12 protein-coding genes are annotated in these 13,105 nt (G+C 72.7%); 6 read left to right on the forward strand and 6 right to left on the reverse strand.

The genetic code is table 11. The features are described from left to right. Positions 1-20 precede the first annotated feature (20 nt). A complete protein-coding gene (locus ACIRQ7_RS18030) occupies positions 21-1,127 on the reverse strand; it encodes an Lrp/AsnC family transcriptional regulator (protein WP_404263469.1) in 1,107 nt (368 codons plus the stop codon). Between the two features lie 125 nt (positions 1,128-1,252). On the opposite strand from ACIRQ7_RS18030, the gene ACIRQ7_RS18035 reads away from it, so the two are divergent. The 5 genes from ACIRQ7_RS18035 (at position 1,253) to ACIRQ7_RS18055 (ending at position 7,184) form a co-directional block, all read left to right on the forward strand. Then, a complete protein-coding gene (locus ACIRQ7_RS18035) occupies positions 1,253-2,797 on the forward strand; it encodes an MFS transporter (protein ID WP_404263471.1) in 1,545 nt (514 codons plus the stop codon). 267 nt (positions 2,798-3,064) lie between these two features. Next, positions 3,065-3,439: an SAV_915 family protein gene (locus ACIRQ7_RS18040; RefSeq protein ID WP_404263472.1), complete on the forward strand. Its 375-nt coding sequence runs from the start codon at positions 3,065-3,067 to the stop codon at positions 3,437-3,439. A 19-nt stretch (positions 3,440-3,458) separates the two neighbouring features. After that, positions 3,459-4,844: a diaminopimelate decarboxylase gene (gene lysA, locus ACIRQ7_RS18045; protein ID WP_404263474.1), complete on the forward strand. Its 1,386-nt coding sequence runs from the start codon at positions 3,459-3,461 to the stop codon at positions 4,842-4,844. A gap of 190 nt (positions 4,845-5,034) precedes the next feature. Then, positions 5,035-5,745: a FadR/GntR family transcriptional regulator gene (locus ACIRQ7_RS18050; RefSeq protein ID WP_404263475.1), complete on the forward strand. Its 711-nt coding sequence runs from the start codon at positions 5,035-5,037 to the stop codon at positions 5,743-5,745. 152 nt (positions 5,746-5,897) lie between these two features. Beyond that, positions 5,898-7,184, forward strand: coding sequence for a CynX/NimT family MFS transporter (locus tag ACIRQ7_RS18055; RefSeq protein WP_404263477.1), 1,287 nt, complete (start codon positions 5,898-5,900; stop codon positions 7,182-7,184). 95 nt (positions 7,185-7,279) lie between these two features. Here ACIRQ7_RS18055 and ACIRQ7_RS18060 read toward each other — a convergent pair whose 3' ends face one another. After that, positions 7,280-8,041, reverse strand: coding sequence for an adenosylcobinamide amidohydrolase (locus ACIRQ7_RS18060; protein ID WP_404263908.1), 762 nt, complete (start codon positions 8,039-8,041; stop codon positions 7,280-7,282). Between the two features lie 142 nt (positions 8,042-8,183). Between ACIRQ7_RS18060 and mltG the strand changes: the two genes are divergently transcribed. Beyond that, positions 8,184-8,990 (forward strand): endolytic transglycosylase MltG, encoded by an 807-nt coding sequence (gene mltG, locus ACIRQ7_RS18065; protein ID WP_404263479.1) that lies wholly within the window; start codon positions 8,184-8,186, stop codon positions 8,988-8,990. Between the two features lie 45 nt (positions 8,991-9,035). Here mltG and ACIRQ7_RS18070 read toward each other — a convergent pair whose 3' ends face one another. The 4 genes from ACIRQ7_RS18070 to ACIRQ7_RS18085 form a co-directional block, all read right to left on the reverse strand. Continuing rightward, on the reverse strand, positions 9,036-9,755 hold the full coding sequence (locus ACIRQ7_RS18070) for an ABC transporter permease subunit (protein ID WP_404263910.1): 720 nt from the start codon (positions 9,753-9,755) through the stop codon (positions 9,036-9,038). A 92-nt stretch (positions 9,756-9,847) separates the two neighbouring features. Further along, positions 9,848-10,759 carry an ABC transporter ATP-binding protein gene (locus tag ACIRQ7_RS18075; protein ID WP_403674273.1) on the reverse strand — a complete coding sequence of 304 codons (912 nt, stop codon included), beginning with the start codon at positions 10,757-10,759 and terminating at the stop codon, positions 9,848-9,850. Positions 10,760-10,808: 49 nt separating this feature from the next. Further along, positions 10,809-11,771 carry an ABC transporter permease subunit gene (locus ACIRQ7_RS18080; protein WP_404263482.1) on the reverse strand — a complete coding sequence of 321 codons (963 nt, stop codon included), beginning with the start codon at positions 11,769-11,771 and terminating at the stop codon, positions 10,809-10,811. Then, complete coding sequence (locus ACIRQ7_RS18085) at positions 11,761-12,885, reverse strand: ABC transporter ATP-binding protein (RefSeq protein ID WP_404263483.1); 1,125 nt, start codon at positions 12,883-12,885, stop codon at positions 11,761-11,763. Before ACIRQ7_RS18085 ends, ACIRQ7_RS18080 begins: the two co-directional genes overlap by 11 nt. Positions 12,886-13,105 lie beyond the last annotated feature (220 nt).

The following is a 13,105-nucleotide window of genomic DNA, read 5'->3' on the forward strand; positions in this document are numbered from 1 at the left end:
GCCAGGTGGCCCGGTGGCCGTCAGCGGCCGTATCGTGCGCCGGGCGATGACGTCACCACCAGCGGCCCCGCGCCCTTGATATGGCGGATGCGGGGCGCGCTCTCCATCGTGGCGACCCCCGGCAGGGCCGCAACGCGCGTCGTCAGATACGTGTAGAGCGCGCCGACGTCCTTGCAGAGCACGGAGGCGAACAGGTTCTTCGGCCCGGTGGTGGCGCAGGCGAAGGCGACCTCCGGGTGGGAGGCCAACGCCGCGCCCGTGGCGGCGAGTTCGGCGGGTGCGACGGACAGCCACAGGGCCACCATCACGCCGTAGCCGGAGAGCCGCAGGTCGTAGTCGACGTCGTAGTAGAGGACCCCGTCCGCACGGAGTTCGGCGAGCCGGCGGCGGACGGTGGTGGGCGACCAGCCGGTGACGGTCCCCAGCTCGGCGAGCGGCGTACGGCCGTCGCGGGCGAGCTCGCCGAAGAGGCGGCGGTCGGCGTCCGTGAGGGTGGCGGGGGAGGATGCCGGGGCGGTGGGGGTGGCGGGGGCCGGCGGGCTCAAACGGGCGATCTGCGCGTCCGACAGGGCACCCGACTTGCTGATCAGGCTCTGCGGGCCGCCGTAGAACTCGTGCAGCAGGCAGTGCGCGGTGACGCCGACGACACTCGGCGTGCGCGGCAGTTTCTGCAGCAGCAGGGCGTCACTGTGCTCACTGCTCGCCGCGCGGCAGACCGCCGCGATCTCGGTACCGCCCGACATCAGGCTCACCCAGGCGGTGTCCGGGCGGCGGGCGATCGCCTCGGCGACGGGCACCGCGGCGTCCGGCGCGCACTGCACCCGCACCAGCCATTCGACCTCCCCCAGCGCCCGCGCGTCGGTCAGCCCGAGCACCTTGATCGCCCCGCTGGTGCGGTGCCGGGTGTAGCGGCGCGCGACGGTCTGGTCGGAGACCCCGAGCACGTCGGCGATCCGGCTGAACGGTGCCCGTCCGTCGATCTGCAGGGCATGGATCAGCTGATGGTCGAGGACGTCGAAGGCATCGCCGCCGGGACGCCGGGACCCGGCGGCGGGGCGGGAATCCTCGCCACCGGGGCGGGTGGTGCCGGGGCCGGTGCCGCGTCGAGCCTTCCGGTCGGATTTCACCACTGGAGGCTAACGCGTGTCGGATCGCGCCGCGGCAAGCGCACTGGCTGGGAGATCCGGGGGTGCGGAACGGACGGTGAGGTCGAGCAACACCGTTCACCACGCATCACCACGGAGGAATGACCATGCACAGCGCACCGGAGCGGGGGTCCGCGGCGAGCGGCCGGGCGCCGGACGTCCGCGGCAAGTGGTGGCCCTTGGTCGCCATCACCCTCGGCAACTTCGTCCTGCTCGTCGACGTGACGATCGTCAACGCCGCACTGCCACGGATATCCGACGGCCTGAACGCCTCCTTCACCTCCCTGCAGTGGGTGATGGACATCTACGCGCTGGCGCTGGCCGCGCTGCTGATGGTGGCGGGTTCCGCCGCCGACCTCTTCGGGCGGCGCAAGCTGTACGTGGCCGGGCTGGCGCTCTTCGCGCTCGCCTCGCTCGCCTGCGGACTCGCCCCCGACGCGGGCACCCTGATCGCGGCCCGCGCCGTCCAGGGCGTGGGCGCGGCAGCGATGTTCGCCACCAACACACCGCTCCTGATGGCGGCCTACCGCGGCCGGGACCGCGGCGTGGCGTTCGGCATCTGGGGCGGCACCAGCGGCGCGGCAGCGGCCGTCGGCCCGGTGCTGGGCGGCCTGCTCACCGAATACGTCGACTGGCGGGCGATCTTCCTGGTCAACCTGCCGCTGGCCGCCATCGCCGTAGGGATCACGCTGCGCCACGTCCAGGAGTCGCACGGCGACCGCACGGCCCGCATCGACTGGCCCGGCGCCGCGTCCTTCACGGTCTGCGCGGGCGCGCTGACGTACGGCCTGATGCGGGGCGGCGAGGAGGGCTGGACGGAGTCCGGGACGCTCGGCTCGCTGGCCGTCGCCGTGCTGGCGCTGCTCGTCTTCGTCGGCGTGGAGCGGCGGGTGCGGCAGCCGCTGCTGGACCTGGCGCTGCTGCGCCGCCCCACGTTCGCGGTGCTGATGGTGGCGGCCCTGCTGCTGCAGGCGGCGGCGTTCCCGTATCTGACGTTCGTCGGGCTGTGGACGCAGAACATCCTGGGCCTGAGCCCGGTGCAGGCGGGCCTCGCGGTGCTGCCGTTGGCGGGGACGTCCCTGCTGGTCGGCGCGCTGGGCGGCCGGCTGCTCCAGCGGATGGCGCCTCAACTGCCGGTGGGAATCGGCCTGTTGCTGGTGGGCTCGGGTGCTCTGCTGCACGTCGCCCTGCTCGGTGACGGCGCGGGCTGGGCGGCGCTGATCCCCGGGCTCGCGGTGAGCGGACTCGGCGTCGGGATGGCGATGCCGGTTCTCGTCTCGGCGGCGCTCGGCGCGGCGCCCCCGCAGCGTGCGGGGATGGCGAGCGGCGCCGTGAACACCTTCCGTCAGCTGGGCTTCGCCTTCGGCATCGCGGTGCTCGGCACGGTCTTCGCCGCAGCCCTGCACGACGCCGGACCCGGCGGCCCGGGGCGGACGATCGGCGCCGCGTACCTCGACGGACTGCACCGCATCACGCTGATCTCCGGCCTGGTGGCGCTCGCGGCCGGACTGCTGGTCCTGGCGGTCGTACGACGCTCGGCGGCGGACGGCGGTGGCGGCGCCGCGGGCACCCCGGACGCCGGTGGCCGCACCGGTGCGGCGGACGGCACGTCGGCGGCCCCGGCGCGGGAGGGCGCACCGGCCGGGGGCTGAACCCTGCCGGGTGGGGAGGGGCGGGGCGGGGGACCGGGGACGGGTGAGGGGCGAGGCGTGCGGGATGAGGCGCGCGGGATGAGGGCAATCCACCGGCCACCGGGCGGCAGCATCGCGTCAAGTCCCGTCCCCGGGACGTCAATGATGCGTATGGAGGGGGCCGGGCCACCGGTTTTCCGGGCATAGCGTCAGCAACGAGCCCCGGCACACGCGTTTCCCATCGGCCCGGGGCCGCTGTCCCACCGGACAGGACCTAGGAGCGACGCCGTGTCCCACACCCTCCCCGCCGAAGATCCGGAACCTGCCGAACGCATCCCGGCCGGACCGCTGTTCGTCCCCGTCCGGTCGGGCCCCGCGGGCTGTACGGCCCGTCTGTTCCGCACCCCGCTCGGCGGCCGTACCGCCGTCGGCTTCACCTCGCCGCAGCGGCTCGCCGCGGCGCTCGGCAACGGCCAGCCGTGGGTCCGGCTCGCCGAGCCCGCGCTGCGCGCCCTGACCGCTCCGGTGGGGGCGGCCACCGTGACCGTCGACCCCCGCCTCACCCCGGGGCTGTCCCCCGATGCGACCCCTGATCTCTCCCCCAGGCTCACGCTGCACGGCAGCCGGGGCAGGACCCGTACCGCCCGGCTACGGGCCGCCTGAGAGGGAGGGCCACCCCACCATGAGCCACAGCACACTGCCCCGGACGGCACACGAAGCCGCCCATGAGGCACGCACCGGAACGGCACCCGAAGGGGCAGCGGAGACCGAGAGCCACTCCGGCGTCTGGCCCCGGTCGGCGGGGCCGCTCGCGCGCGGCGACCTCGCCGTGGGCGGCGTACCGCTGACCGGTCTGGCCGACCGCTTCGGCACCCCGGCGTACGTCCTGGACGAGGACGAGATCCGGGCCCGCTGCCGCAGCTACCTCCAGGCGTTTCCGGACGCCGATGTCTACTACGCGGCCAAGGCGTTCCTGTGCCGCGCCATGGCGCACTGGGTCCGGGAGGAGGGCCTCGGACTGGACGTCTGCTCGGCGGGCGAGCTGGAGCTGGCCGTCACCACCGGCTTCCCGCCCGACCGGATCGTGTTGCACGGCAACGCCAAGAGCCCGGACGACCTGCGGACCGCGCTGCGGCTCGGCGTCGGGCGGATCGTCATCGACAGCACGTCGGAGATCACCCGGCTGGCCGCCGCCCTCCCCGCGGGCGCCCGGCAGAAGGTCCTGGTCCGGGTCGTCCCCGGCATCGCGGCCGGCGGTCACGCCAAGATCCGTACCGGCACCGACGACCAGAAGTTCGGCCTGTCCCTCGCGGACGGGTCCGCTCAGCACGCCATCGCCCGGGTCATCGGCCAACCGCGCCTCCAACTGGTCGGACTGCACTGCCACTTGGGCTCCCAGATCACCACCGTCAAGCCCTATCTGTCGGCGGTACGCCGGATGGTCGGACTGCTCGCCCGGGTCCATGAGCAGCACGGCATCACACTGCCCGAACTGGACCTCGGCGGCGGCCACGGCGTCGCCTACCGCCCCGGCGAACGCGCCCTGGACATCGCCGTCCTGGGGGCCAGGATCCGCGCCGAACTCGCCCGCGGCTGCGCGGCCGCCGGCCTCCCGGTGCCACGGCTCGCGGTCGAACCCGGCCGCGCCATCGCCGGGCCTGCCGGCGTCGCCCTCTACCGGGTACTGGCCGTCAAACAGACCGCCGGCCACCGGTTCGTGGCGGTGGACGGCGGGATGAGCGACAACCCGCGGCCGGCGCTGTACGGGGTGCGCTATGCGCCCCGGCTCGTCGGCCGCAGCGCGTCGGCCACCCCGGAGCCGATGACAGTCGTCGGGCGCCACTGCGAGGCGGGCGATGTGCTCGCCACCGATGTCCTGCTCCCGGGCGACATCCGGCCCGGTGACCTGCTCGCCGTCCCGGTGGCCGGTGCGTACCACCTCTCCATGGCCTCCGGCTACAACCTCGTCGGCCGCCCGCCCGTCATCGCCGTCGCCGACGGCCGCGCCCGGCTCCTCGTACGCCGGGAGTCCCTGGCCGACATCCAGGAGCGGGACATCGGCCTGTGAGCCGGTGAGGCGGAAGCCGGAGACGCGAGGTGAGGGGGTGGGGTTCCTCACTCCACCCCTCTTACGGTGTCCTACCGTGCCGTTCCGTGTACGCTCAACACATCAGTTGTAGGATGACTGGGCAACTGGCCGCCGGCCCGCCGTCCAGGCGTCCCACCGGACCAGCGACCGGAAGGACGGGCGGACGGACATGGCGCTGCAGGCAGCGGGACGGCAGTCCCTGGTGGACACCGTCGTCGAGGCACTGCGGGCGCAGCTGGCCGCCGGGGAGTGGAAGGTCGGGGCCCGCATCCCGACCGAGCACGCCCTCGCCGAACAGCTCCAGGTCGGCCGCAACACCGTCCGCGAAGCGGTCCGGGTCCTCGTACACGCCGGGATGCTGCGCTCACGGCAGGGCGAGGGCACATTCGTGGTGTCCACCGCCGACCCGGGCGACATCATGCGCGGCGTCCAGCGGGCCGGCATCCGCGACGTACTGGAGCTGCGGATCGCGCTCGAAGCGGAGGCCGCCCGGCTCGCCGCACTGCGCCATGAGCCCGCCGATCTGGAGCGGATGCAGGCGGCCCTGGACGCCCAGGCCGAACTGGCCGACGACGAGGGGCAGCCCGGCGCCGGAAGCCTGGAGCTCTACGCCGACCACGACATCGCGTTCCACAAAGCCGTCGTCGAGGCCGCGCACAACACCGCGCTGACGGCGACGTACGGCTGGTTCAGCAGCTCCGTACGGGAGGCGCTGGTCACCGCACTCGACGACCACGCGATGCCGAAGATCGTGCACGGCGATCACCGGGCCGTCATGGAGGCGATCGCCGCGGGGGACCCGGAAGGCGCGGAACGGGCCACCCGGGCGCTCCTGGAAAAGCCCAAACGCGCCGTGGAAGCCCTGCTCGCCACCCGCTGAGCCCCTCCCGCCCCTTCCGGTTCCCCCCTCGCATCACAAGTCCCCCTCACATCTCAGCTCCCCCCCTCACATCTCAGCTCCCCCCTCACTCCTCAAGTCCCCTCACGTCTCCACTCCCCTTCCCCCGCGGTCGATTGATGAGGTACGCACGCATGCCAGAAACCAGATCCGATGCCCCCTTGATCGACGCCGAGGAGGATCTGGTCGCGGCACCGCAGGTCGCCGTGGCCCGGCGCAGGCTGCGTGCGCACCCGGCCCTCGTACTGGTCGGCATCGTGCTCGCCGCCCTCAACATGCGGGCGGCGCTGGCCGGAGTCTCCCCGCTGCTCAGCGAGATCGGCGACCACTTCCACCTGGCCGCGACCGCCAGCAGCCTGGTGACGACCATCCCGCTGGTCTTCATGGGACTCGGCTCGATCGCCGCGCCCAAACTGGCCCGCCGTTGGGGCACCGAGGCGGTGCTGTGCGGCGCGCTGGTGCTGCTGTGCGGCGGCATCGTGCTGCGGATCGCGCCGCCGGTCGTCGCGCTGTTCGCGGGCTGTGCGGTGGTCGGCGCGTCGATAGCCCTGCTGAACGTGCTGATGCCCGGCCTCATCAAGCGGGACTTCCCGGAGAAGGCCGCGGGCATGACCGCGCTGTACTCGACGGCAATGATCATGGGCGCGACGGTCTCGGCCGCCTCCGCCGTCCCGCTGGAGAACGCCCTCGGCGGCTGGCAGGGATCGCTGGTCTCCTGGTCGCTGCTGGCCGCCGTCGCCGCCCTCGCCTGGATCCCGCAGGCGGTCATCGCGCGGCGTGGCACCCACCACGGTGCGGCCGCGGCGCAGCCCGTGCACACCACCGAGAACGGCCCGAAACTGAGCCGCTCCCCGCTGGCCTGGCAGGTCACGCTCTTCATGGGTTCACAGTCGCTGATCGCGTACGTGGTCATCGCCTGGATGCCGACGATCTTCACCGACCACGGCATGGCCAAGGGCGAGGCGGGCCTGGTCTTCGCCTTCAGCACCCTGCTGCAGATGGCCGGTTCGTTCGTGGTGCCGATGCTCGCCGGCCGGATGCGGCGCCAGCGGCTGCTGGGCGTGGGTGTCTCCGCGCTGATGGCCTGCGGCGTCGGCGGACTGCTGGTCGCGCCCGTGGCCGGCGCCTGGCTGTGGGCCGTCATCCTGGGCATCGGGCAGGGCGGGGCACTGGGCCTGGCCCTGACGATGATGGTCCTGCGCTCCGGCGACGCGCACACCGCCGCCCGTCTTTCCGGCATGGCGCAGACCGGTGGCTACCTCCTGGCCGCGGCAGGACCGCTGGTCCTCGGCGCCGTCCACCAGGCGACCGGCGGGTGGACCGTCCCGATCGTCCTGCTGCTGCTCGTCTGCGCGGGACTGGCCCTGCTGGGCATGGGCGCGGGCCGCGACCGGCGGATCGGGGACGGGGCGCAGGTGTAGGCGCAGGTGTAGGCGTAGGCGTAAGGACAGGCTCGGGGGATGGGGCGCCGGTGTGGGGACGGGGCGTGGCGTCGCCGGCCGGGGTGCGCGGGAGGTCAGGCGGGCGCGGTGGTGGGGGCCGGTTCGCTCCGGGCCGCGCCGTAGGGCACTCCCGCTGGCGGCGCGCCGGGCTCACGTGGCGCGCCGGGCCCGGCGGGCGCGCCACGCCGTAGCTCCGCTTCCCGCGTGACGGCGCGCAGGGTGGCGCGGTGGACGGCGCGGGCGAGGCGGGCCCCCCAGAGGGAGCGCGGACCGGCGAACTGCTCGACGTGGGTGCCCGGACCGGGGATGCGGGCGGCGACGCAGACGGCGTCGGTCGGTGTGCCGGAGGCGTCCTGGCCGTGGTCGAGCAGCGCCTGCACCTTGGCCTCGGTGGCGGTGGCCACGGCGTTGACCAACGCAGCGTCGCTGAGCGCGACGGGCAGCGCGATGACGGTGTTGATCGTGCCGGGGCCCTGGTGGACAAGGGCGTCGGCGGGCGGGACCGCGGCCCAGCCGGACACCCCGGTCCCCGCGGTGACCAGCGCCTCCACGCCCTCGTCGGCGGCATGTGCGCGGGTGCCGAGGATGTCAGCGGCGGTCATCAGGCCGACACCCGCGCCGACCGGCCCCCCGGTCCCGCGGCCGTGGCCGGAGCCGGGGGCGGGGCCCGTGCCGGGGGCGGGGCCGGTGCCCGCTTCTGCTCCCGCTCCCGCTCCCGCTGCGATCTCCGCCAGGTGGATCTGCGGATCGCGGCGCGTATAGCCGTGCGGCACCTGGGCGTTCAGGACCCAGCTGCGTTCGCCGATGCCGCCGCCCAGGACCGCGCTGGAGATCATGCGCCAGCCGGGGCCCGCCCGCCACAGCAGCGCGGGACGGGCCGGTGCCCCCGGAGCGTCGTAATGGTGAACGATCTGCGCGATCAGCAAAGATCCGGATGAGGTCACCCGGCAACCCTACGGACTGGCCTACGGTGCCCTCATGAGCGATGGTGAGCGCACCGTTCGCCGGCCGGGGCCGCGGCTGAGCCGCACCGGCCGGCTCCTTCTCGTTGCCGCACTGTGCGTCCTGGTGATCCTCGCCGTGCTGATCGTCCCCCGGCTGCTGGGCGGCGGTCCGGAGCGCGCGGAGAGACTGACGGTCCCGGAAGGGCAGCGGGCGTCGCAGGTCTACGCCGCCGCCGACAAGGCGCTTCATCTGGCCTCCGGCAGCACGGCGAAGGCCGCCACCTCCGCGCGGCTCGCGCTGCCGGACGAGGCGAAGGGCAACCCGGAGGGTTATCTCTTCCCGGCGACCTATCCGATCGACTCCGACACCACCCCGAAGTCGCTGATCGCCTACATGGTCGACACCGCCAACCGGCGCCTCGCCGACGACGGCATCGCTTCGTACCGGACGGTGGTGATCGCCAGCATCGTGCAGGCGGAGGCGGACCGGCCGGGCGACATGGGCAAGGTCGCCCGGGTCATCGACAACCGGCTCGCCAAGAACATGCCGCTGCAGATGGACTCGACGATCAACTACGCCCTCGGCCGCAGCACCCTCAACACCAGCCACTCCGACACCAAGACGAACAGCCCGTACAACACCTACAAGCACCAGGGCCTGCCGCCCACCCCGATCAACAACCCCGGAGCGGACGCGCTGAAGGCGGCCGGGGCGCCGCCGAAGGGTGACTGGCTGTACTTCGTCACCGTCAAACCGGGCGACACGCGCTTCACGGCCGACTACCAGGAACACCTCAAGAACGTCCGGGAGTTCAACGAGGCCCAGGAAGCGGCCGGCTGAACCGCCTCCCGCTCCTGGCGCGCTCCGCCCCGGCCAGGGCCGCCGCTACTCCTCACCGGCCAGTGTCAGCGTCTTCAGGCGGCGGCCGGCGTACCAGGTCGCGGCGACCGTGACGACCGCCAACAGGCCCACCGCGAGCGGCAGTCCGACCTCCGAGGTGATCGCGCCCTCCGCGCCGATCCGCTGGCCTATGGCCAGGGCCCACTGCTGAATGCTGAGGGTGCGCGCACCGGGGATGAGCGACCCGACCAGGGCCTCCCAGACCAGGGCGTAGACCAGGCCGAAGACGACGGCGTGCCGGGTGACCGTGCCGAAGAGGAGGAAGAGGGCGCTGTAGGCGACCGAGGCGACCGCTGCCGCGAGGGCGTACGCCACCGCGATCTGCTGGCTGTTGCCGTTCAGGACGAAGCCGGCGACCAGCACCGGGACGGCCGAGAAGACCACCGTCACACCGATCGCGACCAGCAGCTTGGTGAAGATGATCGTGTGCCGCGGCACCGGCTTGGCCAGCAGATAGACCACCGAGCCGTCGTCGATCTCCGGGCCGATGGCGCCCGTACCGGCGATGACGCCGATCAGCGGCACCATCGTGCCGAGCGCGAAACCGCCCAGGATGTTGCCGGCGGTGGTGTCATCCGCGCCGGTCAGCGCGCGGACGACGAGGGCGATGACCACCAGCAGGGCGGGCAGCGCGAAGAGGATCAGGGCGCGGCGCCGGCCGAGCAGCGCGCGGTAGGTGAGCCGGGCGACCGTCGGGTGGAACAACACGGCCTTCGGAGGGGGCGTGGCCGCCGGCGAGGCGGGCGGGGCGGTGGTCGGGGAGGTCGTGGACATGCGTCAGGGCTCCTTTCAGGGCCTCAGGCCGCTACGAGGTAGGAGAAGACGGATTCCAGCGACTCGTCGGAGGGCGAGACCGTCAGGAGGCGGATGCCGTGGTCGCGGGCGACCCGCGGCAGGAGTTCGGTGAAGCGGGTGAAGTCGATCGCCTGGATACGCAGCGCGCCCTCGGCGAAGTCCACCTCGATGCCGGCCGTCGAGGGGTCGGCGATCAGCGCGCCGGCCAGCGCCCGGTCGTTGTCGGAGCGGACGAGGTAGCGGTGCGGGCGGTCCGTCATCAGACGGCGGATCTTGCGGAAGTCGCCGGAGGCGGCATGCCGGCCGGCCACCACCACCTCGATGTGTGAGGCCAGTTGCTCGACCTCTTCGAGGATGTGCGAGGAGAACAGGACCGTACGGCCTTCATCGCCCATCTGCCGCAGCAGCTCCATCAGCTGCATCCGCTGGCGCGGGTCCATGCCGTTGAACGGCTCGTCGAGCAGCAGCACGGACGGGTCGTGGACCAGCGCGGACGCCATCTTCACGCGCTGGCGCATGCCCTTGCTGTACGTCGAGATCTTGCGGTCCTGGGCCTGCTCCATCTCGACGGTGGCCAGTGCGCGGGCCGCCTCGGCCCGGCCGAGACCGTGCAACTCGGCGTTGGCCAGGACGAATTCGCGCCCGGTGAGGAAGTCGTACATCGCCTCGCGCTCGGGGACGATGCCGATGTGGCGGTAGATACCGGCGTTGCGCCAGATGGTGGTGCCGTCGAGGGTGACGGAGCCGTTGGAGGGGGCGAGGAAGCCGCCCATCATGTTGATCAGGGTGGACTTGCCGGCGCCGTTGGGGCCGAGCAGGCCCGTCACGCCGGGGGCGATGGTCATCGTGATGTCGTTGACGGCCACGACATTGCCGAACCAGCGCGAGACATGGTCGATCGAAACAGTGCTCATGGGCGCAGCCCATTCCTTCGAAGGGTCGTGGTGGGCGACGGGCGGGCGCTCACAGCCCGGCCTTCCGGTAGCGGCGCATCAGCAGGGCATAGCAGCCGGCGATGACGACCAGGGTGAAGAGGAGATAGACGAATCCGGCGGCGGTGGACGGCTCCAGACCGTTGGGGAAGGAGCTGGTGCCGCCGAGGAACTTGGTCTGCACACCGTCGATGAGGGTGATGGGCGAGAACAGCCCGAGCCAGCCGGCGGCCGCCTCGCTGCCCTGAACCGCGGCGATGCCCTGGACGGCGCTCACGGCGGCGTACGGGATGGTGAGCACGGCGATCACGGCCGCCACGCCGAAGCCCCGGCGGGGTGTGAGCGCGGAGATGACCAGGCCGATGCCGGCGAACAGCAGCGAGAGCAGCGCGACGGAGACGAGTCCCTGGCCCAGCCCCTTGGTCTGGTCGAGGAAGTCCAGCTCGGCCAGCAGCGCGCCGATGTAGAGGACCAGCAGCGGCGCCGCGGTGAGGACGAACAGGGCGCTCGCCATCGCTGCGAATTTCGCCGCCACGTAGTCGGCGCGCTCGATGGGGCGGGAGAAATACAGCGGGACGGTCTTGAAGCGCAGATCGCGGGAGACGGACTGCGGTGCCTGGGCCGCGAGATAGAGACCGATGACGGCCTGGAGGTAGATGGCGTAGCGGGTGTAGTCGACGGGGAGCGCCGTGGCCTTGGTGAACACGGCCACCGCCACCATGATCGCGGCGGGCAGGCACATCACCGCGAAGAGCAGCATCGGCAGCACCTTGGTCCTGGCCGAACGGCCGAGGCCGTAGGCGCCGCGCAGGCTCTGCGAGAACAGCGAACGGCGGGCGTAGGCGCGGCCCAGCCGGGGGCCGTCGTAGTGCCGGTATCCGATGTTGTGGATGAAGGCGGATCCGGGCGGGGCGGGCTGCGGCGCGGTGGATGCGCGCCCGGGAGCGGGCACTGGTGTGGAGGGGGACGCGGACGTCGTGGGCTCAGGCGACATCGGGGGCGCCTCCGTCCTGGGTCGTGTGCGGGGCGCGGGCGGCTGCGGTGGAGGCGGCGCCCGCGCCGGCGGTGGCGGAGGTGCGGGTGCTGGTGGCGGTCTCCATGGCGGGGGTGCGTGCGGCGTCGGCCGCGGCGTCCGCGTCGCGGAAGACCTCGGCGATGCGGTGGCGGCGCTGTTCCATCCGGATCAGGCCGAGGCCGAGGCCGGCGACGGTGTCGCGCACCAGGTCGTAGGTCTCCTCACCCGCCGCCTCGACGTACAGGAGGTGGCCGGCGGAGGCGAGGCCCCCGGAGCCGGTGGCGGTGGTCACCGCGGCGCCGGCGCCGAGCAGCGCGGCGCGCAACGCCTCGGTGCCGTCGGGGTGCTCCTCGGTGTCCGTGACTTCGACCGCCAGGGAGGCGGTGACCTGCGTGAACTCGTCCGTGGAGGAGGAGCGCAGCAGCTTGCCGCCGTCGATGACGACGACGTGGTCGCAGGTGCGCTCCAGCTCACCGAGGAGGTGGGAGGTCACCAGGACGGAGATCCCGAAGTCGGTGTGGACGCGCCGGATCAGGCCGAGCATCTCGTCCCGGCCGGCCGGGTCCAGACCGTTGGTCGGCTCGTCCAGGAACACCAGCTGCGGGTCGTGGACCAGCGCCTGGGCCAGTTTCACCCGCTGCTTCATGCCCGTCGAATAGCCGCCGATGGGGCGGTACCGCTCCTCGTAGAGGCCGACGTGGCGCAGGGTGTCCGCGGTGCGTTCGCGGGCGGCGGTCGGCGGCAGGCCCGCCATGCGGGCCATGTGCACGACGAATTCGGTGGCCGAGACGTCCGGCGGCAGACAGTCGTGTTCGGGCATGTAGCCGACCCGTTCACGGATGGTGCCGCCGTCCTTGGTCACATCCAGGCCGAGGACATGGGCTGTCCCTTCGGTGGCCGGGGCCAGGCCGAGGAGGATCTTGATCAGGGTGGATTTTCCGGCGCCGTTGGCACCCACCAGGCCGGTTACGCCGGGGGCGATGTCAACGGACAGCCGGTCCAAAGCGGTCACCCGCGGGAACCGCTTGCTCAGGCTTTCGGTCACGATCACAGTCACGTCATCGACGTTAGAGGCGTCCGTCACACCGGTCATCAACCCAGGCGGCTGGATATCCCTACCTCTCGGGGAGTACGGGCCCGTAGGGGACCTCATGCTTTCTGCCCATCGGACGTCGGGGTTGCACCGCGCTCACCGGCCCCCGGGGCCTCGGACCGCGAGGCGGTTCCCCTCCCGGGGTACGCACCCCTTGACGCAGCCGCTGGTCATTGTCACATTCATCAGTGTCAAGTTACGGGCGCGTACCGCAATGGAC

Origin of the sequence: Streptomyces sp. NPDC101393 (genome assembly GCF_044767385.1) — a bacterium.
GTDB lineage: Bacteria > Actinomycetota > Actinomycetes > Streptomycetales > Streptomycetaceae > Streptomyces.

Excerpts from the sequence above, each read along its gene's own strand:
- ACIRQ7_RS18035 (WP_404263471.1), top strand. The coding sequence starts at position 1,253 with ATGCACAGCGCACCGGAGCGGGGGTCCGCGGCGAGCGGCCGGGCGCCG.
- lysA (WP_404263474.1), top strand. The coding sequence starts at position 3,459 with ATGAGCCACAGCACACTGCCCCGGACGGCACACGAAGCCGCCCATGAG.
- ACIRQ7_RS18050 (WP_404263475.1), top strand. The coding sequence starts at position 5,035 with ATGGCGCTGCAGGCAGCGGGACGGCAGTCCCTGGTGGACACCGTCGTC.
- ACIRQ7_RS18055 (WP_404263477.1), top strand. The coding sequence starts at position 5,898 with ATGCCAGAAACCAGATCCGATGCCCCCTTGATCGACGCCGAGGAGGAT.
- ACIRQ7_RS18060 (WP_404263908.1), bottom strand. The coding sequence starts at position 8,041 with ATGATCTCCAGCGCGGTCCTGGGCGGCGGCATCGGCGAACGCAGCTGG.
- mltG (WP_404263479.1), top strand. The coding sequence starts at position 8,184 with ATGAGCGATGGTGAGCGCACCGTTCGCCGGCCGGGGCCGCGGCTGAGC.
- ACIRQ7_RS18075 (WP_403674273.1), bottom strand. The coding sequence starts at position 10,759 with ATGAGCACTGTTTCGATCGACCATGTCTCGCGCTGGTTCGGCAATGTC.
- ACIRQ7_RS18080 (WP_404263482.1), bottom strand. The coding sequence starts at position 11,771 with ATGTCGCCTGAGCCCACGACGTCCGCGTCCCCCTCCACACCAGTGCCC.
- ACIRQ7_RS18085 (WP_404263483.1), bottom strand. The coding sequence starts at position 12,885 with ATGACCGGTGTGACGGACGCCTCTAACGTCGATGACGTGACTGTGATC.